We start from the raw sequence: 26,682 nt of genomic DNA, 5'->3' as shown, positions 1-26,682 counted from the left end.
GGCTCACAGCTCGTCCCTGTCCGGCACGAAACTGCCATTCACGTCCTTGAAATCCTGCTCCACCTTGCCCCGCAACTTCCAGAAGCTTCCCGGGTGAATCACGCGTAACTCGCCAATGCCTGTCAGCTCGAAGACGACCCGGGAAGGGGCAGGCGCACTGGCTGAGTACCCCTCGTCTTTCGACCACTTGGCGGTAGTGTCGAATAGCGTGGCCTCGTCGTTGCTGAACCGTGCCATGTAGCTCAATAACGCTCCATCGCGCAGCGACAGATAGACCCGGTTTACAGGCAGCCCCTTGCGTTTCAACTCATGAAGGTAGAACCCCAGCTCACGCCAGGAGACGAAATACTGTCTGTACTCACTTTCACCGACCGCTTCCGGCTGGTCGAGCCCCGCATGAAACACCAGGTGAGCAGCATTGAACTGGTAACCGTGAGGCAACTGCGGCAGCGGGAGGGCAAGCGAGGGGTTCGGTCCGGTCACAAAGCGCGCCTGAGGAAACAATCGTTCGGCCACCGCCGAAGGAAAACCGTCATCGGTCTGCGCAAGCACTGGCAAATAGCAAAGACCGTCCGGGCTCGCCAGTTGAGCACCCAGATATTGTTCGCCGCTGAATGTCCCCGCCCGTCCATGGATATAGTGCGCAGCATCTTCTGCGTGGGCGTGAATCGGTCCCAGCACCAAACGGCTGTCGAGCGGGTCTGCAACGGCTCGTGTTTGCCCCAGTTGCCAGTCGTTGCCGACCACGCCAAGGCCTGGCCAACTTGCGCTGGAACGGAGCACCCGCAATTCCCCGGCCGACGCCATGCGGCGGATATAGTCACGCGGGCTCAACAACCTCAGCCTTAAAAAAAGCAGATCGTTGGGCTTGATAAACTGACTATCCGCTACCACAAACTTGAGCAACGCACCGTCCGCACAGGAGATATAAACCGGCAGGGCCGTGCGCGACGCAGTGGCGTGCACCAACACAATCGCGCTTTTCAAATCCTCGGGCGAGAACAGCCCCAGGTACCGGCTGTCGCCCGCTACCGATGGCCCCGCCGGATGAAAGTCAGCGCGCTGCGGCACGCAAAAATACAGCCCGGCCATTTCATGGCGGTAGGGGTAACCGGCGTCGCTGAACACCCGGCGACGAGCAAACCTGGCGCCCCTGTCGGCCACCGGCAACGTCGCGGTGTAGTTGCCGTTTTTAATGGACTTGAGCAAGTAACCGAAACTCAGTTCGGCACGCGTCGTCACTTGCTGGTGCACACACAGTGCGGCATCGTCCGGTTGGGCGCAGATCGCACTGCAGGCCGGGTCAGTTTGAGCCAGGGTGTAGCCCTTGTCGGTACCGACGGCCGAAGCGAACGGGCGCCACCCGTTCGATACCTGGCCCGGCTCACCCCACATCCGGCTGCCCACCACCACCCGCAATGGGTAGGTTCCGGCGACTCGCTTCACATACCCCAAAGGCGTCAACTCGCCGGAGCGAAGCTTGCGCTCAAGCTCTCCGTGCAGCCAATCATGGCGACCGTGCGGGTAGAGAACCAAGTCATGACGAGTGATCAGCCTGGAGCGAGGGGTTATCAACAGGCTGATCAATGATCCGTCCGCGCCCAATGCATAGTGATGCATGCGATCGTCTCCGGCGACCATGGCCTGGGCCAGTACTCGCGTGGAAAACATGGCGCTGTAGATCACGGCCTGCTCGGCGGTCAGCAGGAACGGCATGTGCGTGGCAGGTTTCGAGTGATAGCGCGCCACCACAGAAGTGCGGACAGGATGAAGCCCCAGGTCCGCCAATACGTCAGGAAAAATCTGCTTGATATCGAACACTTCATTGAGCACCACAACCGGTTCAGTGGCCAAGAACCAGCCATCATCGCGTAGCAGGATCAGACCACCGTAGCAAACGCGCGCCGTCACCGGCACCCGCCGACGCACATACCGCGCAGCATCATCCATCGACAGGAACGCAGGGCCCAACCGGCGACGCTGGATATGTGCGTGGGGCTTCCACTGCCCCGTCACCTTGCCCAGGCGGTCCCAGCAATGACTGTAGCGGATGACCTGCAGGTCACCCGCATCGGCCACCATGTGGACAAACTGCGGTGGCGAGAGGGAACCTACATCCAGCTTGGCCTGGATCGTCTGAAACGTATCGCTTTCGCTTTGCGCTTCAAACAAGGCGCTGGTAGAGGGTGAGCGATAGCGCAGCAATACACCTTCGGGCGGTGCGATATACAACGAAGGCTGGCTGGTCGACAGCGATTGGGCACTACGCAGCTGGGTAATCGCGATACTCAAATCCTGCGGTGCGATGAAAAAACGATCCAGCCATTTCGTCTTGCCTTCACCCGACCATTGCTGGGCGTAGTACACACCACAGCAACCAAAACCTTCAGGCACCGGGTTTGCGGATACGTCCGCCAGTGACAGCAGCGGTGTCTTGCGCGTGGTCGCCACGAGCTCGCTGGCGAGGTACTCCTCTTTTCCTTCGTGCTTGAAAATAAAGGCGAAGTACTGATCGACATGCCGATTCTGCTCCCGCTCAGGCCGACGGTGGTAGACATCCAGCGCGGCTGCATCCGCCGTTTCGAACAGCGCGCCGTAACTGAGCTCGACCGGGCGTTGAAACTCCAGCACGCGTACAAAAGGCCCCCAGTCCACTTCCACTTTCCCGGCCGGCCCCCACAGCGCCGTGCCGGTCATGACCCGCAACGTGCCGCCCTCGGCAAGGGAGCGAACCACGTCGGCTGGCTTGATCTTGCCGTCTTCGAGTTGCCTGGAGATGGGGCTTATCCCGCCAGATGCATCGGCTTGCCACTGCTGCCGCCAATTGCCTGGGGCGGGGCCTAACTGGAAGCTGATCAAGCTGTCCTGTGTACCTGACAGATACCCCGGCAACCCGGACTGAACAATCGCCTCGACCTCCTGGTCGGTGAACATTTGCCCATGCAGTTCGGCTTCCTGGTGTGTCCATTTGAGCCGGGCAATGTGGGCCGGGTCCATCGTCGACAACCCAGGGCAAGAACCGTAGCGCCCTTTCAAACGATGGCCTGCATGCACAATGATCATTTTCCCCAACCGGTCCTTCGGGTACCAGCCGTCATGCAGCAATCCCCGCACAGGGGTCTCAACAGGCTCTGTGACCACAAAGCGACCGTCACTGCGTTGCAAAACGAGCCCGCCGAACATCTTGTCCCGGCGCTCGCCGATACTGGCGTGAGCGTAGCGAACCGCATCGTCGGCCGTCAGAAAACGGCGACTGAGCCCCGGCAACGAAAAGTCGGCGTAGGGTTCCCACGCTTCCTTGACCACACCGAGGCGGTCCCACAGTGCACTGGTTTTTTGCACCGACAGTTCACCTGCCTGCGCCACCTGGCGCACGAACGCTCGGGTCAACAAGGTGCCGGCCTTGAGTTTGGCCTGGTGCCCGTTGTCATTGACCGTGCCGTCGCTGCCCGTGTCGAACAGCTTCGACTCGGCGGCCGAACCAGAGAAGCGGTAGTACAGAATCGCCTCATCACGTAGCCGGATGAACAGCGAAGCACCGAGGGTTGATTGCACGCTGCGGGCAAAATGTCGGTAGTGGGCGATGTGCCGGGCCAGCTGTATCGGGCTGATGAAGTTTTTATACAGCCAGTCTTCCAGTTCGGGGTAATTGGCCGGCAACGGTCGCGCCTGCACGTAGAAGCCGCGTACGTAGCAGCCGGCAGGTAACGGCGGCAGTGGATCGAACAGCGGCTCAAGCGCGACGGGTTCGCTGGCGATGTAGCGCTCCGAGAGCGTCTGCTGCAGGATCACCACCTGCTGTTGCGACGCGGGCTGGCGCTGAATGCGCTGTTGAGCGTAGTTCAGCGCCAGGTCCTGCGAGGGAAAGACCGGCCCACAGGGCAAGGTTAGCGGTTCGCTGGCGAACGGCCTAAGCGGCTGCCAATCACTCGGCACCTCGCCGACGGAGCCGCCCCATGATGGGCTCGAGACCAGGAACATCAACTTGCCCACACTGGCGAGTTTCTTGAACGAGCCTTCGAGGGTTCCATCTGGCGCATCAGGGGAGGTAAAGGGCCCCCGTGCCTTCAACCAATTCACATGGCCTTCGGCAGCCTTGACATCGTGCACCTGGTACTTGAGCAGCGCGCCGTCCGGGCCAGACAAATAGGCCAGCCTGAATTGCGCGCGCTCGGTAAAGTTGAAAACGATATCCGGCTCGGAATAGAAACTGAGAAACGCCTTGACCTGCGGCATCGACCACGTCGGGTTCAATTGACTGGTGGACTGAACAAGATCGGGGTGGGAATGCAGGTGGGCCACGATCCGGTAGCCGGCCGGGTTAATCAAGTCTGCGGTGGGTCCGGAGCGTTCCAGCAGTTGGGTGAAGTCAAATGAGCTGGCGCTGCCGGCAATCGGTTGCGAGGCGACAAACAGATCATCGGACAGCCGCTGCAGGATCACGCTGCCGTATTCGCGCTCGGTGGTGCGCGGAATACGCTCGTGCACGTAGCGCGCGGCATCATCGGCGCTGAGAAAAGCGGGGGTCAGGGTGCCGAGAGTGGCGCGCTTTTCCCGGGAGAGGGGTGCATCCATGACATAAACCTCGAAACGCAATGTGGATAAGCGTTTCATCCTCCCCCTTCGCCAACGCCGAGGGCGCTACATAGTTGCTTGCGCTGACACCGTACGGCTCATGCCGCACGGTACCGCGCTGCCAACCTGGCGCTAGAACTCATCCCTTTCACGGAGCAACACAGGTGTGTTCGCCGCCGGCGAGGACTTCGCTGGCGCAACAACCGGCCCGCGTCGCTGCCAGAAGCTGCCGGTTTGTACCACCGTCAGGCTCTTGTCGGTCATCAGTTGATCCAGCAGATAAGCGGCGGTGTATGTCCCCAGATGCCTGAAGCTCTCGACCATCTCGTTCTGATGACTTCCAACGGAACTGTCCACCGTGTATTTGAGCAATGCTCCGTCGCGGGTCGATAAGTAGTAGCACGTCACGGGCAGCCCAAACCGCCGCAAACGCCGGGTGTAATTGAACAGATAGGTCCAGGAGATAAAGTTCGCTTGCAACGGGCCCTCTTCAGCCGGCATATCGCTCTTGTAGAAATGATGAGCTGCCGTCACCTCGAACCCTTCGGGCAGTTCCGGAACCGGCAGCGGTTCAGGCGCAGTCGCATTGCGCCCGGACGTCCAGAACAGCCGTTGCTCGGCAACCGAAGGCGTCTGGGTATCCAGCAATGGTTCAATGGCGACCGCCCCTAGCCGGGAATGGGTCAGAACGCCTCCCAGCCAGGCTTTATCCGGCTGATCTCTCACCCATTGCTGGGCGTGCCGGGCCGCATCATCGGGTTGCAGGCACAGCGGTCCCAAGTCAAGGCGATTGTCCTGCTGCTGGCTCAACCCTGCGCTCTGGAAGGGCTGCCACTGCTGCGAGACCACGCCCCTGGCGCTCCAGAATTCACTGGGCACCAGCACTTTAAGGGCTCCGGTGCGGGCCACCTTGTGCACGTAATCGGCGGTGCTGACATCGCCCTTTCGCACGCGGGCATCATAGCGATCGGCGCCGTGCAGCAAGTCGTTGTCGGGCCGAAAGTGATCGAGTTTGAGCAACGCGCCGTCGGTACAGGAGATGAACAGCAACACGCCCGTGCCATGGGCTGCACCAGGCTGCATGGCGGCCGACAGGCCGAGTTGCAGATCCAGCGGAAGCAGAAAGCTGCTGCGCACCTCTTCTGCCGACGCCTGCGCCTCAGGCGCCTGTGTGCACAGATACACACCAATAACGAAATAGCCCGCAGGCAGCACTCCCCCCTCGAACAGATGATCCAGGCCAATGCTGCGTCGCCCCCACAACGGCGTCGGTTGACTGACCATATACAAATTGCCGGGCACCTTCAGCACCCAGCCGAACACACGAGACTGGCGCTCCCCTGCTTGTCGGTGAGCGTAGCGCACCGCGTCATTGATCTGCGCAAACAAAGGGCTCATGGGCAAATCCGCCTGCACGGCTGGCGACAGCCAGGGGTCTTGCTCCTCGGGATAAGGGGTCCAGGCCGCCATGACTTTTTGCGGCACGCCCCATAGCGGGCTGCCCTCCAGCACCTGAAGATCTCCCGCAGCGGCAACCCGCCGCACCCACTCGCTGGGCAACAGCACGCCGTTGCGCAGGCGCTGCTCCACATCGTCTGCGAGGATGGACGGATGTGCCGTGCCATTGACCCTGAACCGCAGCAATGCGCCGTCGTGACACAGCAGGTAATCGGTTCTGGGGCTGGCCGTCTGTGGCCAGGCTTCATTGCCCAGCACGGCCTGCAAAAAGTGCGTCGAGAACATGCCCTCGTAAACCGCCTGCTCCTGGGTTGATACCGACAAGCCCCCGCGCGACGGCGCGCGCGTGTGGTAGCAGGCGACAATCGAGCTGCCACCCAGAAACTGCCCCGTTTCCACCAATGCATGCAAACGGACCCACTGCGGATCAAAATCCTCCACATGCACCGCCAGTGGTTCGGTCACCACATACCCACCACCGACCCCCTTCAAGACCAGTCCACCGTAGACCTGGTCCCGTCGTTTGCCCAGTATTCGATGAACGTAGCGAACGGCATCGTCGGCCGTGGCGAACGCAGGGCTCAGATAGCGCGGGGTGATATGCGCAAACGGCTGCCAGTGCGGGCCGACCAGCCCGTCTTCATCCCAGCACTCGCTGCTGAGGTTGACCGTGAGCTGTCCCTGCCCGGCCACTTTTACCACGTAGTCGCGGGCCGACAGCGCCCCGTGCATCAGATCGTGTTCAAGAACGGCAGGGCTATCTCTACCCGGCGCCAACTGGAACAGGCGCGAACCGGCGGAGTATGCGTAGTGCAGTACAGCGCCGTCCAGGCAAGCGATGTGCACCACCGCCGGACGGGTCAAGGCAAACCGCCGTTCACCGGCGCTTTTGTAAAGGGCGGCGAACAGCTCCGCGGGTGCCAGAAAATGCCGATGCAACCAGCGCGCCTGCTCCGAAGCACCAGCGGAAACGCGGCGCGAGGAGTAATACACACTGTCCACCACAAACCCTGCACTGCTCAAAGGCAAGGCGTTTTCACAGCGTTGCGCCAATAGATTCAATTGGTCGGCCGGCACGCGCTGTGTCGCCACGTACTGTTCCAGAGTCTGGTGTTTGAGCAGCAACCCCATGCCCGCCACCTCGGACGCATAGCGGTCCGCCACCCGGCCATGGGCTTGCAGCACGGCTTCCTGGGCACTGGCGCACATCGCGCCCGTCATCGGCACCGCAGGCAAAACGCTCCATCGATCGGCACCGTAAGGCTCCCAGTCCCCGGACAGATCAACCGGTGCGCCCCACAGCGCACTTCCCACCAGCACGGTCAAGTGACTGGTGAAGGCCAGCGTCTGCACAAACTCACTGGGCAAACGGGTGCCCTGGGCCCACTCGAGGGCAACGGCGCTGCTGCCATCGCCAGGACTGACCTGGCCCAGCAACTCCTGCTCCGCCCCTGTCGTCAGGCCATCCGAGACGAACCTCAGCAAACTGTTCCGCGAGCCGCTGAGATAGGCCAGGTCCACCGTTTTGCGTTGGGTAAGCAGCCGGTAAATATCGTCATCGCTGAACATTTGCGTAAAAACTTCAGCCTGCGCTCCACTCCATTGCCGGGGCTTGGCCGTGCGACCCCGCGAAGCAAACAGTCCATGCAGCTTGTAGCCCTGTAGTGCGCTGTGCTCCTGCGACGAATAGACCGTATCCAGGGCAAAACGCGCACCTTTGGCAACCAAAGGATCCGTCACCACAAAGCGCCCGTCTTCGCGCTGCAGGATCAGCGCCGCATGATCCTGTTCCCGCCGATCCCCTACCTGTTCATGGGCATGGCGCGCCGCATCGTCGGCAGTGGCGAAGGCCAGGCCCAGGGTGCGCTGGCGCCAGGCATGAGGCACCCATTGCGGGCCCACGATGCCCGGCACGTCCCATAGACCGCCGGTGCGCAACACTTCCAGCTCACCTGCGTCCGCCACCCGATACACAAACTCAGAGGGCGTCAGGCGCCCGGAAAGAATCGGCTCCTGCAAACCGGTCCTGAATGCGCTTCCCTTTTTTGCAGGCCCCATCAGGCGGGTTTCAAGGTCATTGCCCGAACATCGGTACTGCAATAAAGCGCCGTCACGGGTGGCCCGATAGATCGAGAAATCACCCTGCGAAGCAGGCTGGGGAGCGCCGCGTCTTGACTGCGCGATGCCCTGAGCCAGTTCTGCCGGAGAAAAAAGTTGCGATACAACCGAGGCTCTTTCACCGGAAGTTTTTCGGGCGTGGACGATGAAAGGTAAATCCCGTCGAGCTGATACCGCAGCGGCAATTGCGCAACGCCTTGAGCGTCACGCGCAAAATGCGACTCCGGCAGTGGCAACGCTGCGCCCTCAACGACTGGCAGGCTGGCAGCGTAGGCCTTCTCGCCCACATGCTTGAGCACCACGCCCCAGCGACGATTCGCAAGGTTGGGCGGCAGATCACTCAATACACTGGCGATGGCATCGCTGGCCTTGTCAAAGAGCGGTGTGAAGAACGGTTGCGGCCTTGGCTCGGGCTCCACGGGTTTGCCCAACAGCCAGTGCTGCGTTACAAGGCCACGCTTACTGCCCCACGGAGCATTGGGCACCAACACCCACAACTCCCCCACCGCAGCCAATTGATGTATTCGACTTTCAAAATACCCATGGGGGGAGGAGGCGCTTTGCCGAGCAACTGCATCAGCAGTTGACGCTCTGGCGCCGAACCGCTGGAGACATACTTGATCATCGACCCATCTGGCCCGGACAAATAATGGACCGGGGCAAAGTAACGGTGAACGATGCTGAATATCTGGTCCGGTGGGGAAAAAAACTGTTGATCAGTTTCAATTGCTGCGCAGTGAAACCAGGTGCGGCCTGCTTCGGATGGGAGTGATAGAACGCCGCGCCGGTAAAGCCTGCAGGCGTGACAAACAGATGGTTGGCATTCCGGGCGAGGATATCGCCGTGATCGTAAGTCATCGTGGAACCCACTACCGGCGTCGTCGCGAAGTAACGATCCCCCTGTTTGAGTATCACACCGCCATATTCGCGGTCCCGACGGTTGCCGATCTGTTCATGGGCCCAACGGGCGGCATCGTCGAGCGCCAGGAAAGACGGCCCCAACGGGGGTAATACAGGCACTTTTTTTGGGTCAACCAATTCGCTCATCTGGGGCTCCTTGCGAAAAACATGCTCCACGCCACCATGGCAGGGAGAGTGCTCGTTACTGTCGGCCCAATAGCGTCAACACAATCACTACATAGCTAATGCGCGTCATTTTGGCGCTTCGCAGCGCACCATCAATTGCATCTGCCCGCTTGTGGTGCGCCATCGCGCCAGCCCCCCTGGCGAAACGACCGGCAGGTGCTCCTTTGCGACTAGGCACACCCCTTGCAATGCCTCCTGCATCTGCCCTTACAACACCAATAGTTCCGGAGATCGCACCATGAAGCGTCGCAGCTTGATCAAGGCTTTCACCCTGTCCGCCTCCATTGTCGCCATGGGCCTGACCTGGACCGTACAGGCCGCCGAGACCATCAAGGTCGGCATCCTGCATTCGTTGTCCGGCACGATGGCGATCTCCGAGACGTCCCTTAAAGACATGGCGCTGATGACCATCGACGAGATCAACGCCAAGGGTGGTGTGAACGGCAAGATGCTTGAGCCGGTGGTCGTGGACCCGGCGTCGAACTGGCCGCTGTTCGCCGAGAAGGGCCGTCAGTTGCTGACCCAGGACAAGGTCGCTGTGGTGTTCGGTTGCTGGACCTCGGTGTCGCGCAAATCGGTATTGCCGGTGTTCGAAGAGCTCAACGGCCTGCTGTTCTACCCGGTGCAATACGAAGGTGAAGAGATGTCGCCAAACGTGTTCTACACCGGTGCGGCGCCCAACCAGCAGGCGATCCCGGCAGTGGAATACCTGATGAGCGAAGAAGGCGGCAGTGCCAAGCGCTTCTTCCTGCTGGGCACCGACTACGTTTACCCGCGCACCACCAACAAGATTTTGCGTTCGTTCCTGCATTCCAAAGGCGTGGCGGACAAGGACATCGAAGAGGTCTACACCCCGTTCGGCCACGCCGATTACCAGACCATCGTCGCCAACATCAAGAAGTTCTCCGCCGGCGGCAAAACCGCCGTGATCTCCACCGTCAATGGCGACTCCAACGTGCCGTTCTACAAGGAGCTGGCCAACCAGGGCCTGAAAGCCACCGACGTGCCGGTGGTGGCGTTCTCGGTGGGCGAAGAGGAACTGCGCGGCATCGACACCAAGCCGCTGGTGGGCAACCTCGCCGCCTGGAACTACTTCCAGTCGGTGGAGAACCCGGTGAACCAGAAATTCGTCGCCGACTGGAAAGCCTACGCCAAGAAACACAACCTGCCGGGCGCCGACAAAGCGGTGACCAACGACCCGATGGAAGCCACCTACGTGGGCATCCACATGTGGGCGCAGGCGGCGGAGAAAGCCAAGTCCACCGACGTCGACAAAGTGCGTGAAGCCCTGGCCGGCCAGACCTTCGCTGCGCCGTCCGGCTTCACCCTGACCATGGACAAGACCAACCACCACCTGCACAAGCCAGTGATGATCGGCGAGATCCAGGCCGACGGGCAGTTCCAGGTGGTGTGGCAGACCGAAGAGCCGATCCGTGCACAGCCGTGGAGCCCTTACATTCCGGGCAATGACAAGAAGCCGGATCACGCGGTGAAGAGCAACTAAAACCCCACCACAGGTTAAAAATGTGGGAGGGGGCTTGCCCCCGATGGCGGTGGTTCAGTGACAGAAGTTTCACCTGACACTCCGCTATCGGGGGCAAGCCCCCTCCCACACTGTCCACGCATGATCAGGACATTTGTTTATGCCCTCTGCCCTTTACCGCTTCATCCTCGCCGCCCTGCTGTGGCTGCCCCTCACCGCACACGCAGGCGACGCCGAAGACTTCCTCGCCGCCAACCCGATGCAACAAGCCAAGCTGCTCCAGGACTGGGCCGCCCAGCCTGACCCGGCACGCATCGAGCTGGTGGACGCCCTGCAACAAGGCCAGCTCACACTCAACGGCGAAACCAAAACCGTACGCCTGAACAATCGCCTGCGCAGCCTGATCGATAACGTACAGGCCAGCCAGCAACTGCTTGCCGCCGATCCCAAAGTGCGCCTGGCGGCCGCCCGCACCCTGCAAAAAAGCGCCGTGCCTGCGCAACTCAAATTTCTCGATCAGCAGGTCGCCGCCGAGACCGACGAGGACGTCCACACCGCCCTCAGCCTCGCCCTGGCCAACCTGCAACTGGTCGACAGCGACCCGCTGGTGCGCCTGGCCGCCGTACGCCTGCTCGGTGGCACCGGCGATCCGCTGGCCCGCACCCGCCTTGAGGCGCTGCTGGCGCCCGGTGTGGAAACCGATGCCGCCGTGCACACCGCCGCCGAGACCAGCCTGGCCCAGGTCAAACGCAAGCTGATGTTTGGCGAGATCCTCGGCCAGGCGTTCAGCGGCATGTCCCTAGGCTCGATCCTGCTGCTGGCGGCGCTGGGGCTGGCGATCACCTTCGGCCTGCTTGGCGTGATCAACATGGCCCACGGCGAGATGCTGATGCTCGGCGCCTACTCCACCTATGTGGTGCAACTGTTGATGCAGCGCTACGTGCCCGGCGCCATCGAGTTCTACCCGCTGATCGCACTGCCGGTGGCGTTCTTCGTCACTGCCTGCATCGGCATGGCACTGGAGCGCACGGTGATTCGTCACCTGTATGGCCGCCCACTGGAAACCCTGCTCGCCACCTGGGGCATCAGCCTGATGCTGATCCAGCTGGTGCGCCTGGTGTTCGGTGCGCAGAACGTCGAAGTGGCCAACCCCGCGTGGCTGTCCGGTGGCATTCAAGTGCTGCCCAACCTGGTGCTGCCGTACAACCGCATTGTGATCATCGCGTTTGCGCTGTTCGTGGTGGTGCTGACCTGGCTGCTGCTGAACAAGACGCGCCTGGGCCTCAACGTGCGCGCCGTCACCCAGAACCGCAACATGGCCGCCTGCTGCGGTGTACCCACCGGGCGTGTGGACATGCTCGCCTTTGGTCTGGGCTCCGGCATCGCAGGCCTTGGCGGCGTGGCGCTGAGCCAGATCGGTAACGTCGGCCCGGACCTGGGCCAGAGCTACATCATCGACTCGTTCCTGGTGGTGGTACTGGGCGGCGTCGGTCAGTTGGCCGGTAGCGTCATGGCCGCGTTCGGGCTGGGCATCGCCAACAAGATTCTGGAGCCGCAGATTGGCGCGGTGCTCGGCAAGATCCTGATCCTCGCGCTGATCATTCTGTTTATCCAGAAACGTCCGCAGGGACTCTTCGCACTGAAAGGACGGGTGATCGACTGATGAACCAGCCATTGATGCTCACGGCCACGCAAAAGGCCGGCCCCAAGGTGACGATTGCAGTGGGCGCGTTGATCCTCGCGGTGCTGCTGGCCCTGCCGCTGCTGTCATTGTTGCCGCCGGAAAACGCCCTTCATGTTTCCGCCTACACGCTGACGCTGATGGGCAAGATTCTTTGCTATGCGATTGTCGCCCTCGCCCTGGACCTGGTGTGGGGCTACGCAGGCATGCTGTCCCTCGGCCACGGCCTGTTCTTCGCCCTCGGCGGTTATGCCATGGGCATGTACCTGATGCGCCAGGCGTCCGGCGATGAGCTGCCGGCGTTCATGACCTTTTTGTCGTGGACGGAATTGCCCTGGTACTGGGCCGGCACCGACCACTTCCTCTGGGCCCTGTGCCTGGTGGTGCTCGCTCCCGGATTGCTCGCTCTGGTGTTCGGCTTCTTCGCGTTTCGCTCGCGGATCAAGGGCGTGTATTTCTCGATCATGACCCAGGCGCTGACCTTCGCTGGAATGCTGCTGTTCTTTCGCAACGAGACCGGCTTTGGCGGCAATAACGGCTTCACCAATTTCCGCAGCATCCTCGGGTTCGGCATCACCGAGCCCGGCACCCGTGCGGCGCTGTTCATCGCCACCGTGCTGCTGCTGATCGCCAGCCTGTACATCGGCTGGCGCCTGGCGCAAAGCAAGTTCGGCCGGGTGCTCACCGCCCTGCGCGATGCCGAGAACCGCCTGATGTTCTGCGGCTACGACCCGCGCGGTTTCAAGCTGTTCGTGTGGGTGCTGAGCGCGGTGTTGTGCGGCCTGGCCGGAGCCTTGTATGTGCCGCAGGTGGGCATTATCAACCCCAGCGAAATGTCGCCGACCAACTCGATCGAAGCCGCCGTGTGGGTGGCGCTGGGCGGACGCGGCACGCTGATCGGGCCGCTGCTCGGCGCCGGCGTGGTCAATGGCATGAAGAGCTGGTTCACCGTGGCCTTCCCGGAATACTGGCTGTTCTTTCTTGGGGCGCTGTTCATCATCGTCACCCTGTACCTGCCCAAGGGCGTGATCGGGCTGCTGAAAAAATGAGGAACGTCATGCTGGAACCTATCTTCGATGCGGGCAGCGGCCGCGATGCCATCGGCATCGGCCAGGCCGCAGGCAAGGGCCTCAATACGCGCCACGGCACTATCCTGACCCTGGAAGACATCAGCGTCAGTTTCGATGGTTTCAAGGCGCTCAACGATCTGAACCTGTACATCGGCGTCGGCGAACTGCGCTGCATTATCGGCCCCAACGGCGCAGGCAAGACCACGCTGATGGACGTGATCACCGGCAAGACCCGCCCCAGCCACGGCAAGGCCTGGTTCGGCGAAACCCTGGACCTGACCAGCATGAGCGAAGTGCAGATCGCCCAGGCCGGCATCGGTCGCAAGTTCCAGAAGCCCACGGTGTTCGAAGCGCTCAGCGTGTTCGAAAACCTGGAGCTGGCGCAGAAGACCGACAAGTCCGTATGGGCCAGCCTGCGTGCGCGCCTGAGTGGCGAGCAGAAGGACCGCATCGAGGAAGTGCTCGAGACCATTCGCCTGACCGCCTCGGTGCAGCGCCCGGCCGGGTTGCTGTCTCACGGGCAAAAACAGTTTCTGGAAATCGGCATGCTGCTGATGCAGGACCCGCAACTGTTGCTGCTGGATGAACCGGTGGCAGGCATGACCGACGCCGAAACCGAGTTCACCGCCGAGCTGTTCAAGCGCCTGGCGGGCAAGCATTCGCTGATGGTGGTGGAGCACGACATGGGCTTCGTCGGTTCGATTGCCGATCACGTGACCGTGTTGCACCAGGGCAGCGTACTGGCCGAAGGGTCGCTGGAACAGGTGCAGGAAAACGAGCGGGTGATCGAGGTTTACCTCGGTCGCTGAAAAGTGGGTGGTACGCACGCCTGTGTGGCGAGCAGGCTTGCCACAGAAGCCAGGCACCCGCACGATTTGAGGAGTATTTGAACATGCTGCAAGTCGACAAGCTGCACCAGTACTACGGCGGTAGCCACATCCTGCGCGGGCTTTCGTTTGACGTGAAGATCGGCGAAGTCACCTGCCTGCTAGGACGCAACGGCGTGGGCAAGACCACCCTGCTCAAGTGCCTGATGGGCCTGCTGCCGGCCAAGGAAGGCGCAGTGAACTGGGAAGGCAAAGCCATCACCGGCTACAAGCCGCACCAGCGCGTGCACGCCGGCATTGCCTACGTGCCCCAGGGGCGGGAAATTTTCGCTCGATTGACGGTGGAGGAGAACCTGTTGATGGGGTTGTCGCGTTTTCCTGGCGCCGAGGCCAAGGAAGTACCGGCGTTCATCTACGAGCTGTTCCCGGTGCTGCTGCAGATGAAACATCGACGCGGCGGCGACCTGTCCGGTGGGCAGCAACAGCAATTGGCAATCGGCCGCGCCCTGGCCAGTCGTCCGCGCCTGCTGATTCTCGATGAACCGACCGAAGGCATCCAGCCGTCAGTGATCAAGGAAATCGGCGCGGTGATCAGGAAACTCGCGGCTCGCGGCGACATGGCGATCCTGCTGGTGGAGCAGTTCTACGACTTTGCCGCCGAATTGGCCGACCAGTACCTGGTGATGTCGCGGGGTGAAATCGTGCAGCAGGGCCGTGGCGAAAATATGCAGAGCGAGGGTGTACGCGGCCTCGTAACCATCTAACCTGTGGCGTCCCGACACTAAGCCAGAAACCATGAACCTGCCCGTTTCCCCTGCCCTGTTCACTCCCAGCTGGCACGCCGCGCTGGACCTCGGCTACGCGCGTTTCGGCGATACCACGCGCCCGGTGATGCGCCGGCACATCGGCCCGCTGCGCGTGCAAAAGCACCTGTACACCGAAGGCCCCGAGGTGTGCCAGCACATCATCGTGCACCCGCCCGGCGGCATTGCCGGCGGCGATCGGCTGGATATCCGCGCGCACGTTGGCGAAGGGGCGTGGGCACAATTGACCAGCCCCGGCGCCGCCAAGTGGTACCGCGCCAGCGGTCCGGCGTATCAACAGCTCGAACTGACCGTGGAGGCTGGCGCCACGCTGGAGTGGCTGCCCCAGGAAACCATCGTGTTCAGCGCCGCCCAGGCCGAGTTGACCACACGCATTGAGCTGCAGGGCGATGCACGGTTGTTCTACTGGGACGTGGTCGCCCTCGGTCGCCCGGCCAGCGGCGAGCGCTTTGACCTGGGCCATTTTCAGTCGCATCTGAACATCCGCCGTGACGGCCAGTTGCTCTGGCATGAACGCCAGCGCATCGTGGGCGACGATGGGTTGCTTGACTCACCGATTGGGCTGGACGGGCAACCGGTGTTCGCCACCCTGCTGCTCACCGGCGACATCGATCCTGAATTACTTGAAGCCTGCCGCGCCCTGCCCCATGCGGTGCGCGGCGACCTGACCCAACTGCCCGGTCTGCTGGTGGCCCGCTGCCTGGCCAGTGAAGCGCTGCAGGCGCGGGCCTGGTTGATTGATTTATGGCGTTTGCTGCGCCCGGCGGTGCTGGGACGGGAAGCGGTAGCACCGAGAATCTGGAGCACATGAAGATCAACACTGTGGGAGGGGGCTTGCTCCCGATTGCGGTGGGTCAGTGACAGCGGCATTGCCTGACACTCAGCTATCGGGAGCAAGCCCCCTCCCACGGGGATCTCCAGTGTTTTTATGAATGTAGTCTGAAGGACCTTGAACCATGGATCTGACCCCACGGGAAAAAGACAAACTGCTGATCTTCACCGCCGACCTGGTTGCCGAGCGCCGCCTGGCACGCGGGGTGAAGCTCAACTACCCGGAAACCATCGCCTACATTTCCGCTGCGCTGATGGAAGGCGCGCGCGATGGCCGCACCGTCGCCGACCTGATGCACTACGGCACCACCCTGCTCAGCCGCGAGCAGGTGATGGAAGGCATCCCGGAGATGATTCCGGATATCCAGGTGGAAGCCACCTTCCCGGACGGGACCAAGCTGGTCACCGTCCACCAGCCCATCGCGTGAGAAGCCGGCCATGATTCGTGACGCCATTGAAAGCGACCTGCCGGCGATCTGCGCCATCTACAACGATGCGGTGCTCAACACCACGGCGATCTGGAACGAGCAACCGGTGGATCTGGCCAACCGCCAGGCCTGGTTCAATGCGCGACAGGCCCAGGGCTACCCGATTCTGGTGTCCATCGAAAACGACGAGGTCACCGGCTACGCCTCGTTCGGCGACTGGCGCCCCTTCGAAGGCTTTCGCTACAGCGTCGAACACTCGGTGTACGTGCGCAACGACCAGCGCGGCAAAGGCCTGGGCCCACGGTTGATGGAAGCCCTGATCGAACGTGCCCGCACCTGCGGCAAGTACGTGATGGTGGCCGCCATCGAAAGCGGCAACCTGGCCTCGATCCGCCTGCACGAACGCCTGGGGTTCGTCACCACCGGGCAGATGCCGCAAGTGGGCATCAAGTTCGGCCGCTGGCTGGACCTGACCTTCATGCAACTGGCCTTGAACCCGGGCGCCGAACCGCCCAAGGAGTGGCATCGATGAGTACTGCGCAACTGCGTCGAGTCAATGCTGAAAGTTTTGCCCACTACCGCCTGGGGCTGATCGACCTGTTACTGGACGCGGTACAGCATGGCGCCTCGGTCGGCTTCATGGCCGACTTCGATGAAGCCCAGGCCCGCGCCTACCTGACCGGCGTACAGGCCAGCATCGAAGACCAGAGCCTGCTGCTATGGGTAGTGGTGCGTGACGAGCAGGTGATCGCCAGCGTGCAATTGGCGCTGTGCCAGAAAGCCAACGGGCGCAACCGCGCCGAAGTGCAAAAGCTGCTGGTACACAGCAGCGCGCGCCGTCATGGCCTGGGCCAGCAATTGATGACTACCCTCGAACTCGCCGCGCGCCAGCACAAGCGCGGTCTGCTGTACCTGGACACCGAGGCCGGCTCCGGCGCCGAAGCCTTTTACCGGTCGCTGCACTACACCAAAATCGGTGAGCTGCCGGACTACTGCCAAAGCCCGGACGGGCGCTACAGCCCAACCGCCATCTACTTCAAGACCTTGGGGCAACCTGCATGATTCCTGGTGAATATCAGATCCAGCCTGGCGAGATCGAACTCAATGTCGGCCGCCGCACCGTCACCCTGAGCGTGGCCAACAGCGGCGACCGGCCGATTCAGGTGGGCTCGCACTATCACTTTTTCGAGACCAACGACGCGCTGACCTTCGACCGTGCGGCAAGCCGCGGCATGCGCCTGAATATTCCGGCGGGCACGGCGGTGCGCTTTGAGCCGGGGCAGAGTCGCGACATCGAGTTGGTGGATTTGAGCGGTGGGCGGCGGGTGTTCGGGTTTGCCGGACGGGTCATGGGTGATCTTTAGGGCCTCATCGGGAGCAAGCCCCCTCCCACAGGGGAACGTATTTCAACTGTGGGAGGGGGCTTGCTCCCGATAGCGGCTTCACATTCAACACATTTTTTCAGGGTTCACACACATGAAAATCAGCCGCCAAGCCTACGCCGACATGTACGGCCCCACCGTCGGTGACAAGGTCCGCCTGGCCGACACCGAGCTGTTCGTCGAAGTGGAACAGGACTTCACCGTCTACGGCGAAGAGGTCAAATTCGGCGGTGGCAAGGTGATCCGCGATGGCCAGGGCCAGAGCCAGTTGCTTGCCCACGAAGTGGTCGACACGTTGATCACCAACGCGCTGATCATCGACCATTGGGGCATCGTCAAGGCCGATGTGGGCCTCAAGAATGGCCGCATCCACGCCATCGGCAAAGCCGGCAACCCGGACATTCAACCCGGCGTGACCATGGCCATCGGCGCCAGCACCGAAGTGATCGCCGGCGAAGGCATGATCCTCACCGCTGGCGGCATCGACAGCCACGTGCATTTCATCTGCCCGCAGCAGATCGAAGAGGCGCTGACCAGCGGCGTCACCACCATGATCGGCGGCGGCACCGGGCCGGCTACCGGCACCAACGCCACCACTTGCACCTCGGGCCCCTGGCACCTGGCGCGCATGCTCCAGGCCAGCGATTCGTTCCCGATGAACATCGGCTTCACCGGCAAGGGCAACGCCAGCCTGCCCGAACCGTTGATCGAACAGGTCAAGGCCGGCGCCATCGGTTTGAAGCTGCATGAAGACTGGGGCACCACACCGGCCAGCATCGACAACTGCCTGAGCGTCGCCGACCAGTACGATGTGCAGGTGGCGATCCACAGCGACACCCTCAACGAATCGGGTTTCGTCGAAACCACCCTGGCCGCGCTCAAGGGCCGCACCATTCACACCTACCACACCGAAGGTGCCGGTGGCGGCCATGCCCCGGACATCATCAAGGCCTGCGGTTTCCCCAACGTGCTGCCCAGCTCCACCAACCCGACGCGACCTTTTACGCGCAACACCATCGACGAACACCTCGACATGCTGATGGTCTGCCATCACCTGGACCCGAGCATTGCCGAAGACGTGGCCTTCGCCGAAAGCCGCATCCGCCGCGAGACCATCGCCGCCGAAGACATCCTGCACGACCTCGGCGCGTTCTCGATGATCAGCTCCGACAGCCAGGCCATGGGCCGGGTCGGCGAGGTGATCACACGCACCTGGCAGACCGCCGACAAGATGAAAAAACAGCGCGGCCCACTGCCCGGCGACTGCCCTGGCAACGACAACTTCCGCGCCAAGCGCTACATCGCCAAGTACACCATCAACCCGGCAATCACCCACGGGGTGAGCCATATCGTCGGTTCGATTGAAGTGGGCAAGTGGGCCGATCTGGTGCTGTGGCGTCCGGCATTTTTCGGTATCAAGCCGACCCTGATTCTCAAGGGCGGCGCGATTGCCTCAAGCCTGATGGGCGACGCCAACGCGTCAATTCCAACCCCGCAGCCGGTGCACTACCGTCCGATGTTCGCCAGCTTCGGCAGCTCGCTGCACGCCACCAGCCTGACCTTTATCAGCCAGGCCGCGCAGGACGCCGGATTGCCCGAAGCCCTGGGTTTGAAAAAGCAGATTGCCGTGGTGAAGGGCTGCCGCGATGTGCAGAAAACCGACCTGATCCACAACGATTACCTGCCGGATATCGAAGTGGACCCGCAGACCTATCAGGTCAAGGCGGACGGCGTGCTGCTGTGGTGCGAGCCGGCCGATGTGCTGCCGATGGCGCAGCGGTATTTCCTGTTCTGATAAAGGCCCATCAACCCTGAAGAGCCGTGTCTTCAGGGTTGACCCTCACTGCGCCGCGCCAGAAAACTTGTTTTTGATCATCGCCTCCGTGTACCCATAATCCATGCGCAACTCGGTGCCCGCCGGGATGTCCTGCGTCGCGAAGACAGTATTCAGCCTGTACGACGTCCTTTTGCCCGCAGCGCTGGTCGCGTGTTCGGCTTCAACTTCGAAGGGAACACACTCGACGTTATACCCCTCGGGCGCCTGGCGTACGGGCTGGCCATGCACGTCATATTCGAAGTTCGTATTGACCCTGGAAATGATGTTGTCGCCGATGATAAGGATCGGGTCGGCACGAAAGCTGCCCACAACAGGGGCCAGCTCGTAGCCGACGATCATCCCGAACGTACTCTCCGAGCGCACCGACATGCCGTACGGAATAACCGTCCCACCATACAGGCCGACAATTTCCCCTTTGACGATTCGCCTGTTGGCCACCACCATCGATTGTCCGATCAAGGCCTGTTCGCCAGGCACTTTTACATCATCGGCGGTAAACAGCCGCCACTGCAATTTCTCTTCATACAGTCCCCCCACGTGTTCATACCCTTCAAACTGGAGGTAGGGTTTGATAGGAGTCGAGGCATAGATAGCGTCTGGGTGCATAGTGACCTGCCTCTGCAGGCTGCGGATACGAATCGGCCTGCCCTGTAGATCCCTGAGCGGATACTTGCCGTTGTTGGCCCGGTTGTAGCGCCCCAGCTCGTTCTTGAGGGTGGTGAAGTGAGCGGTGGCTCGCATGAAACTGAGCTCTGCAGCGGTGTAGGGCGCCACCGGCATGGCTTCCGATGCCTCCTCGTATTCGCTGTCGGAGCCGCCTCCCGCCAGGCCCCTGCGCTTCCACACGCCAGCCACGTCCGGCTTGGCAACAATGCCGCTGCTGACCAGTTGGAAGGGATTGTCCGGGCTCTGTACCCGCAACAGGTAATGCTGCCCATCCCCCGCATCCGGCATGCTCGCAATGAAATACTGCGCCCCGTCGCACTCGATAACCTGCGCCTGTGACAGTGCCAGTCGACCGGCTACGGGTTCAATCAGCGCTTCAAGCCCGGTCACCGCCGCCTGGTGATCAACAATCTCTTTGCGCGTCAGCCGGTCAATCAACGCCGCATCCTCGATCACCAGCCGTGCCTGCAACGCCTGGGCCTTTGTTTCAAATGCGTGGTTCGACAAGCGACCGTCGCTGTTTTGCTCGAATAAAACCGCCAGCTCATCCTGATAGGGTTTGCTCTGCGCCTCGAAGTACGGCCGATATTTCTGGGTGATGAAGTCCTGCCAAAACTCCCTAGCCAGCAGCGCTTGAAACGCTTGCACAGACTCGTCCAGCGCCATGACTTTGGCATAGGCGGCATCCAGCATGGCTTGCGTCACCTCTGCCAGGCGGGTGAACCGGGCTTGCGCAGGCGCCCCTGGCAAATCAAGCCGATCCTTGAGGCCATCTCGATAGGCCAGGCGTATTTCGACTTCCTCCAGCGCAGCCAACTGGCTTTCTTTCTGGATCGGCGTCAACTGCGGGTTATGGTTGATTGCAGTACGCCGCTGGTCGATATCGTTCAAGGCGATCTTCTCAACCTGGTCCAGGCGAAACAGCCTTTTTGACAAGGTCGACAAGGCCGCGCCCTGGTTCGCGTCCATGGCCTGGAGCCGGGCTTTGTAGACCATGGCCATGATCTCCAGGTTGCCGAAAGACAGCGCGGCACGATCACAACACGCCGCCCTGCCCGCCCACTCGAACATTTGCTCGCGCAGGCTTTCGGACTCGGCGGAATGGGCGGTGATGGCATCGATAACTTCCCAGACCCGGCGTTGCAGATCCGCATGGCCGGCGCTGGAGGTTTCCAGGCCGCTGAGCATCTCGAAGAAACCCTGCGCACCCGCCCGCCCGTGCAACCCGTCCCACTGGGCTTTCCTGGCCGGCACCTGGGCTTCGGTAAGCCCCGTGGCCCAACGTCGAAAGGGCGCAGCGCTTTCCAGTGCCGGGGCACCCGGGCTCGCGCGACGCGCAACCGTGGCGACCAAGCGATTCGGACGCCCGGCGGATGCCAGCCCTGCGCGTTCAAGCCGCTCGCCGTACGCTTGCACCTGCTGCAACGTCGCCTCGGACCATGGGTTGTTACTCGCGTCCGTGACGTTGTTGACCCGTGCGGTTTGCGCCAACTGTGCGTCGGGCGGCGAAATCACCGAGGCAGGAATGCTCGTCAGGTGATTTGCCGAAAGGTTTATCCCATCCAGTAACGGTTGCTCAGCCAGGCCAACCGGCCAGGTCTCAAGGCCTGCGTTGGACAAGCCGAGTGAACGCATATCGCTGATCTGGCTGAAGTCGGGGGCAATACCCAGGTCATTGCCGCTGAGCATCAGCGCCCGCAACGTCACGCGCCCGGACAATATCCTGGCCGTCTCGGCGGTCAGCCGGATCCGGTTGTTTTGCAGAAACAAGCGGGTCAACCCCGGCATCTCGCCCAGGGCCGGCGGTAAGACTCGCAGCTGGTTACCCGACAGATCGAGCCAGCGCACACCCCGGAATTGCGCGAGAAACCCTTCAGGGGAACTGGCCAGGTTCATGTTATTCAACTTGAGTGAACCCACATGACTGAAGTCGGCATCCAGGTCCGGCAGGCTCGGCAGGTCCAGGCGGCTGAGGTCCAGCTCCAGGCCAATCGGCGTGCCGTCGTTGGCCAGCTTCTGCGGCGTTTCGCGCCGCCAGCAACGCATGATGCGCTGCTGCGCCTCGTAGCGCCCGAGGTGCGTCGCCGCACTGACCTGCCGCTGATTCGGCCGGACATACCGCTGGTGGGCGCCGCCGCCGGAGAATGTCCAGGCACTCAGTTGCGCATCGAGTCCATCAAACTCGCGTTCGAGCCTGGCGATTTCAACCTCTGCACCGTCTCCGAGCCGCCAGACAAACTCCCTGGCCTTTTGCGCATCATAGGCCGGGTACATCTTGCGCACGGCCCTGACCCTGGGGTTGCCACTGTCAAATGCGCCATCCAGTGCGCCGAGGAGCAAATCGGGCCAGGTCTCGCCCAGGCGCTTCCAGTAGCCATCGAATAGCTGCCAGTCGTCGTCGGCAAACGTATTGCCTTCCAATAACGTGACGCGGTTGATGCGAGCGATCTGCTCAAACTGCTCCGGCGGCGGGTTCAGGATCTCCTGCGGTACCACGCGCAGCCGGTTGTTCCTCAGGTCAAGGACTTCCAACACGGGCAGCTGTTGCAAGCCGGTGGGCCACTGCTCGATTTTCGTCGAGCTGAGATTCAAGCGCTTGAGCCTGGGCAGGCCACTGAAGTCCAGCGGCGTGCCGAGTGGGCAGCCCAACAGGCTGAGTACTTCAAGGGTGCCGAGCGTGTTGAGCGTTGCGACACTTTGCGGCGTCAGCCGCAGTGGGTTTGACTCCAGATCCAGCGAGGTCAAGCCCTTGATGGCAGTGAGGGCCTGGGGCAGTTCGGTCAGTTCGCAGTTGCGCAGTGCCAATACTTTAAGCTGGCTGAAATTCTGCAGAAGCGCATCGGTATGCCCCGCGCTCTTGAATCCGGAGATTTCGAGCACCTCGACATGGCTGAAGTCGCCGACCACAACGGGCAGGGTCATGCCCCGCCCATTCGGCAGGCGCAACTTCGCCCCTGTCTCCCGACGCCAGCAACGCCTTATTTCATTGGCGGCGTGGCCGGCTATCCCGCCGGCCCGATCAAACTGAGTGGTTGTCACGCGCGGTGCATTGGCTTTGACCCAGCCCTTCAACGTCCGGTCCAGGCTTTCAAATTCAGCCTCGCGTCGCGCCAGCCCACCCGACACATCGTCGCCCAATGACCGAATGAATTCGGCAACTTGTGCATCACTCAACGCCGGAAACAATTTGCGCACCCGCGCTTCGGGCGCACGAAACACTTGGGTGGTTCTGCTCAGCAGTTGCCGGAAACCCGGGCCGCCGCCGAACAAGCGCATGGAGGAATCATAGGCTGGCTTGCGCACGGGATGCTCCAGCAACACCGTGCGCAAGTCAGCGCGCGCCAGAGGGGATTGCTGAATGGCCTGTTTGAGCTGCGCGGCATCGCTCCACTCCATGGCCTGACGTTCTGCGGGCGACAGTGCCTCCCAGACCGCCGTGTAAAAGTCCCCTTGGCCCTGCGTGGCAAACACCCCGCTCTCTTGCAGGACCAATGCGCGAGTGAGCGATGCGTCCACAGAACCGATGGCATCGAGTATCGCCCCCTGGGCCGAATACAGGCGCAATTCCAAGCGGGTTCCGCGGCGCCACCCCGGCAGCGTTTCGAGCGTACGCAAGGCCAGGCGCTGGCTGTCGATGTCCGTCAGGCTGTCCAGGTGCAGCCCCTCGTATGCACGGGACACGCGGGTTTCCTGCTCACACCAGCGCAGCTGCTCGGCGAGGGTTTCCGGCAGCCGGCCCGTGCGGCGAAAGACCTGCAGTGGGCCTGTATCCAGGCTCTCAAGCATGTGCGCCGCCATCGGTGTCGACAGGTCGGGATACCCTTCCAATACGCGTTGCACATCCGGGTTGCTCGTGCGGGTCACCGCCCGGTAACGCTCGTCCATCAACGGTCGCTTGAGAGCATCTACCGTGCGCGCAACGTATGTGCGTAACTGGTCGGCACGCCGATACAGCGAGTCCTTGGGGTTGCCGGGGATTTCCGCGAGGGTCGGGTCTACACCCTGCAAGGTGTACAGCACCTCTTTGAGCAGTTCGCCCCCGCTCATGTTTTCCTGGCTGAGCGCCACCACTCGTGTTTCAGTGGAGGCTGGCCCAGGCGTCTCCCACAGAACCCTGGCGTCGTTGTCCAGCACGCGTAACGGCGGGGTCTCGGGCAGCAGGTCGCGCCGCTGCATGATGTCCAGCTGCAGCCCAGGGTCGGCCTGCGCATACACCTGGGGGTCGGCGCTGTTCATCTGTTCGACAAAGGTGGTGAGTTGCTGATGGATCTGGAAACGCGTGATCGTCTCATCCAGCACATGGGGAAGGACGTCATGATCGACAAAGGTTTCGCGCAGGACATTCGGCTCGACCCCACTGATGCGCACCTGGTCTTGGTACTCGGCAAGCCCCAGGCGCCGGTGCAGCGTCGGCTCATCCCAGGTCAAGGGCTCTTCTAGCTCATGGCTCCAGGTACCGCGGTAGTCATGCTCCAGTTTCGGGGTGTAGGCGTGCGGGCGCGTCGGATGCTGGATGCGGTATTGCGCGGTAATCGGGTCCTGTTGCACGTGGTAAAGCTTGCCCTCGATCGCGACCATGGTCCGACCACCCTGCTGATGCAGGCCAAGCCCATCAGGCTTCGACTCGGGCGCCAGTTTGACAGGGGCCTCGTAGGGGCCAAGGTCTGCCTTCCATAGCAGTTGCTTGCCCGTCGGCATCGTGACCGGCTTGAACGGATCAAGCGCGCTAAACCCTTTGATATGAGGCACGACCTTGGCGCCACCAGCCAACAGCGCCACGTTGAGCGCCACCGAAGACAGGTGCGCCCAGCCTTCGCGGATTTCGCCTTGGGCGAGCGCTTCAATCCCTTCGACCACCTCGCTCATCATCTGCGCAGCCCCCACGGCCAGCATGACCGGCCCCAGCCCCGGCACCCAGAACGCCGCCACGTTCAAAAAGCTGACGACCGCGTCGAAGTAGCTCGCCAAGCGCTCCTCGCGCGCCTTGATGTCTTCGTCCCCGGTTGGTACGGCGACCGCTCTCGCATCAATGAAGATCTTGTTGATCGCGGCGCGAGACACCTGCTCCCACACATTGCCGCGCAGGGAGGCATCGTTCAGGCGCAGTCTGGCGGGGCGAGGCTGGAGCGGAAAATCCTGCGTCGCGTCGCCGTTGTCGGAAGGCTGGTACAAGCGGTTGAACTGCTTGAAGAACTCGCCTTGTTCGCGCTGGGGAATAAAACGACTGAAAAAGCGCCGGTAGGAGGCGCTGTGCAGGCGCGTCCTGAGGTCGACCATGAAGTCGGCACTGGAGGCATATTCAGTGAGCGGTTGTTGCGGGTCGTTGGGCAGATACACCAGCACCCGCTCGACCCGGTCACTGTCTTCACGGTCCGGGCTGATCAACAATGGCCCGACCAGTCGAATATCAAACACCTTCAAGACCGAGAAGGTAACTGCGCGCCCGTCCAGCGTGACGCCAGGGGTGTCGGTCAGGACCTGCTTGAGCATCTGGTAGGCCGTATCACTGATGCCCGACTGGACCTGGTTATCGTCTGGGACTGTGGCGAACTGCATATGCGCCATCTCGACGCTCAGTGCCAACTGATCGCGGTAATGGGCTTGCATCTGCTGCTCCACCACGAAGCGCTCTACGGCGACGTCGGAGCGCAACACCGTCTTGAGGTGCTGCTGGTAAAGCCCGCCCAGGTCCAGCGTGCGGCACAGCTTGGCAAAGGCATGAGGAGCGATGTTCAGCGCCTGGTCTTCAAGCGCCTCGAATGTCGGCAGCACTTCCCCGTCATAGGCGCCAAAGGTGGTAATGATTTGACAGTCATTACAGGGCGGTGGCTGTTCTTCGTCGGGTTCGAAGTTGGCCAGTGCGGCCTCCAACAGGGAGATGCCGCGATAGAAATAATTCAGCGAGGGATCGGTCTCGCGCTCGAATGCAAAGGCGCCATACAGGTCCGAGCGACCTTGTGGGTAACTGTACTTCCTGGCGAAGTACACGCTCCTGACATCCAGGTCCAGGTTGAAGGTGTGCTTGATCGTCTTTTTCAGTCGTTCTTCGGCAAACGCCACGATATCGGTAATGCTGCCCAGGACATTCTCGAGCGTGTTCAGCGTCTCGCGAAAGATCGTTTGGCTCGCCGCCAGCACGCCTTTGGCGTCGGACGATGCCGCCAGGTACCAACTGGGCAGTTGATGCAGTTCGTGATTGGCGAGTTCTTCCTGGCGTTGTGTGCTGGCCTGGACAAACCAGGTGGGCACGCGGTCTTTCAGGAAGTCGTAATGAACACCACGCGTATCAGCGTTGAATACGCCTTCTGCGACGGGTGGGGTGAGTTGCTCTGACATGTAGGGCCATCCGTGACGGTTATAAACAACCAGCCTATCGGACAGCCCAGCCTGGCAAGCCTTAGGTATTTAGTGCGTTA

The 26,682-nt window shown here is 61.8% G+C and carries 16 protein-coding genes; 11 read left to right on the top strand and 5 right to left on the bottom strand.

The window, feature by feature from the left end; translation table 11 throughout:
• Positions 1-3: 3 nt before the first annotated feature.
• From VRB54_RS02700 to VRB54_RS02685, 4 genes are all read right to left on the bottom strand, one after another.
• The gene (locus tag VRB54_RS02700) at positions 4-4,614 is read right to left on the bottom strand and encodes a DUF4329 domain-containing protein (protein WP_338479429.1); all 4,611 of its coding nucleotides are present in this window, start codon (positions 4,612-4,614) and stop codon (positions 4-6) included.
• A 93-nt stretch (positions 4,615-4,707) separates the two neighbouring features.
• Positions 4,708-8,052, bottom strand: coding sequence for a hypothetical protein (locus VRB54_RS02695; protein ID WP_338479428.1), 3,345 nt, complete (start codon positions 8,050-8,052; stop codon positions 4,708-4,710).
• A gap of 38 nt (positions 8,053-8,090) precedes the next feature.
• Positions 8,091-8,642 (bottom strand): hypothetical protein, encoded by a 552-nt coding sequence (locus VRB54_RS02690; RefSeq protein ID WP_338479427.1) that lies wholly within the window; start codon positions 8,640-8,642, stop codon positions 8,091-8,093.
• A gap of 130 nt (positions 8,643-8,772) precedes the next feature.
• Positions 8,773-9,198: a hypothetical protein gene (locus VRB54_RS02685; protein ID WP_338479426.1), complete on the bottom strand. Its 426-nt coding sequence runs from the start codon at positions 9,196-9,198 to the stop codon at positions 8,773-8,775.
• A 277-nt stretch (positions 9,199-9,475) separates the two neighbouring features.
• On the opposite strand from VRB54_RS02685, the gene urtA reads away from it, so the two are divergent.
• The 11 genes from urtA (at position 9,476) to ureC (ending at position 19,558) form a co-directional block, all read left to right on the top strand.
• Complete coding sequence (gene urtA, locus VRB54_RS02680; RefSeq protein ID WP_338479425.1) at positions 9,476-10,741, top strand: urea ABC transporter substrate-binding protein; 1,266 nt, start codon at positions 9,476-9,478, stop codon at positions 10,739-10,741.
• A gap of 139 nt (positions 10,742-10,880) precedes the next feature.
• Entirely contained in the window at positions 10,881-12,383 is a 1,503-nt protein-coding gene (urtB, locus tag VRB54_RS02675; RefSeq protein WP_338479424.1) for an urea ABC transporter permease subunit UrtB, read from the top strand.
• Positions 12,383-13,450: an urea ABC transporter permease subunit UrtC gene (urtC, locus tag VRB54_RS02670; protein WP_338479423.1), complete on the top strand. Its 1,068-nt coding sequence runs from the start codon at positions 12,383-12,385 to the stop codon at positions 13,448-13,450. Before urtB ends, urtC begins: the two co-directional genes overlap by 1 nt.
• Positions 13,447-14,280: an urea ABC transporter ATP-binding protein UrtD gene (gene urtD / locus VRB54_RS02665; protein WP_338479422.1), complete on the top strand. Its 834-nt coding sequence runs from the start codon at positions 13,447-13,449 to the stop codon at positions 14,278-14,280. Before urtC ends, urtD begins: the two co-directional genes overlap by 4 nt.
• 83 nt (positions 14,281-14,363) lie before the next feature.
• The gene (gene urtE, locus VRB54_RS02660; protein WP_057009713.1) at positions 14,364-15,062 is read left to right on the top strand and encodes an urea ABC transporter ATP-binding subunit UrtE; all 699 of its coding nucleotides are present in this window, start codon (positions 14,364-14,366) and stop codon (positions 15,060-15,062) included.
• Positions 15,063-15,093: 31 nt separating this feature from the next.
• Positions 15,094-15,933, top strand: coding sequence for an urease accessory protein UreD (locus VRB54_RS02655; protein WP_338479421.1), 840 nt, complete (start codon positions 15,094-15,096; stop codon positions 15,931-15,933).
• Positions 15,934-16,078: 145 nt separating this feature from the next.
• Positions 16,079-16,381 (top strand): urease subunit gamma, encoded by a 303-nt coding sequence (locus tag VRB54_RS02650; protein ID WP_338479420.1) that lies wholly within the window; start codon positions 16,079-16,081, stop codon positions 16,379-16,381.
• Between the two features lie 10 nt (positions 16,382-16,391).
• A complete protein-coding gene (locus tag VRB54_RS02645; protein ID WP_338479419.1) occupies positions 16,392-16,913 on the top strand; it encodes an N-acetyltransferase family protein in 522 nt (173 codons plus the stop codon).
• Entirely contained in the window at positions 16,910-17,443 is a 534-nt protein-coding gene (locus VRB54_RS02640) for a GNAT family N-acetyltransferase (RefSeq protein ID WP_338479418.1), read from the top strand. The genes VRB54_RS02645 and VRB54_RS02640 overlap by 4 nt, the downstream gene beginning before the upstream one ends.
• On the top strand, positions 17,440-17,745 hold the full coding sequence (locus VRB54_RS02635; RefSeq protein ID WP_338479417.1) for an urease subunit beta: 306 nt from the start codon (positions 17,440-17,442) through the stop codon (positions 17,743-17,745). The genes VRB54_RS02640 and VRB54_RS02635 overlap by 4 nt, the downstream gene beginning before the upstream one ends.
• Positions 17,746-17,857: 112 nt before the next feature.
• Positions 17,858-19,558, top strand: a complete 1,701-nt coding sequence (gene ureC, locus VRB54_RS02630; RefSeq protein WP_338479416.1) for an urease subunit alpha — start codon at positions 17,858-17,860, stop codon at positions 19,556-19,558.
• 45 nt (positions 19,559-19,603) lie between these two features.
• Here ureC and VRB54_RS02625 read toward each other — a convergent pair whose 3' ends face one another.
• Positions 19,604-26,602, bottom strand: coding sequence for an NEL-type E3 ubiquitin ligase domain-containing protein (locus VRB54_RS02625; RefSeq protein WP_338479415.1), 6,999 nt, complete (start codon positions 26,600-26,602; stop codon positions 19,604-19,606).
• Between the last annotated feature and the right edge of the window lie 80 nt (positions 26,603-26,682).

The organism is Pseudomonas trivialis, from assembly GCF_036864995.1.
GTDB classification, from domain to species: Bacteria; Pseudomonadota; Gammaproteobacteria; order Pseudomonadales; family Pseudomonadaceae; genus Aquipseudomonas; species Aquipseudomonas trivialis.
Note: the sequence above shows the minus strand (reverse complement) of the source record. Positions and strands in the feature narration are given on the sequence as shown.

Coding starts and splice junctions, on each gene's coding strand:
- VRB54_RS02700 (WP_338479429.1), bottom strand. CDS start 4,614: ATGAAACGCTTATCCACATTGCGTTTCGAGGTTTATGTCATGGATGCA.
- VRB54_RS02685 (WP_338479426.1), bottom strand. CDS start 9,198: ATGAGCGAATTGGTTGACCCAAAAAAAGTGCCTGTATTACCCCCGTTG.
- urtA (WP_338479425.1), top strand. CDS start 9,476: ATGAAGCGTCGCAGCTTGATCAAGGCTTTCACCCTGTCCGCCTCCATT.
- urtB (WP_338479424.1), top strand. CDS start 10,881: ATGCCCTCTGCCCTTTACCGCTTCATCCTCGCCGCCCTGCTGTGGCTG.
- urtC (WP_338479423.1), top strand. CDS start 12,383: ATGAACCAGCCATTGATGCTCACGGCCACGCAAAAGGCCGGCCCCAAG.
- urtD (WP_338479422.1), top strand. CDS start 13,447: ATGAGGAACGTCATGCTGGAACCTATCTTCGATGCGGGCAGCGGCCGC.
- urtE (WP_057009713.1), top strand. CDS start 14,364: ATGCTGCAAGTCGACAAGCTGCACCAGTACTACGGCGGTAGCCACATC.
- VRB54_RS02655 (WP_338479421.1), top strand. CDS start 15,094: ATGAACCTGCCCGTTTCCCCTGCCCTGTTCACTCCCAGCTGGCACGCC.
- VRB54_RS02650 (WP_338479420.1), top strand. CDS start 16,079: ATGGATCTGACCCCACGGGAAAAAGACAAACTGCTGATCTTCACCGCC.
- VRB54_RS02645 (WP_338479419.1), top strand. CDS start 16,392: ATGATTCGTGACGCCATTGAAAGCGACCTGCCGGCGATCTGCGCCATC.
- VRB54_RS02640 (WP_338479418.1), top strand. CDS start 16,910: ATGAGTACTGCGCAACTGCGTCGAGTCAATGCTGAAAGTTTTGCCCAC.
- VRB54_RS02635 (WP_338479417.1), top strand. CDS start 17,440: ATGATTCCTGGTGAATATCAGATCCAGCCTGGCGAGATCGAACTCAAT.
- ureC (WP_338479416.1), top strand. CDS start 17,858: ATGAAAATCAGCCGCCAAGCCTACGCCGACATGTACGGCCCCACCGTC.
- VRB54_RS02625 (WP_338479415.1), bottom strand. CDS start 26,602: ATGTCAGAGCAACTCACCCCACCCGTCGCAGAAGGCGTATTCAACGCT.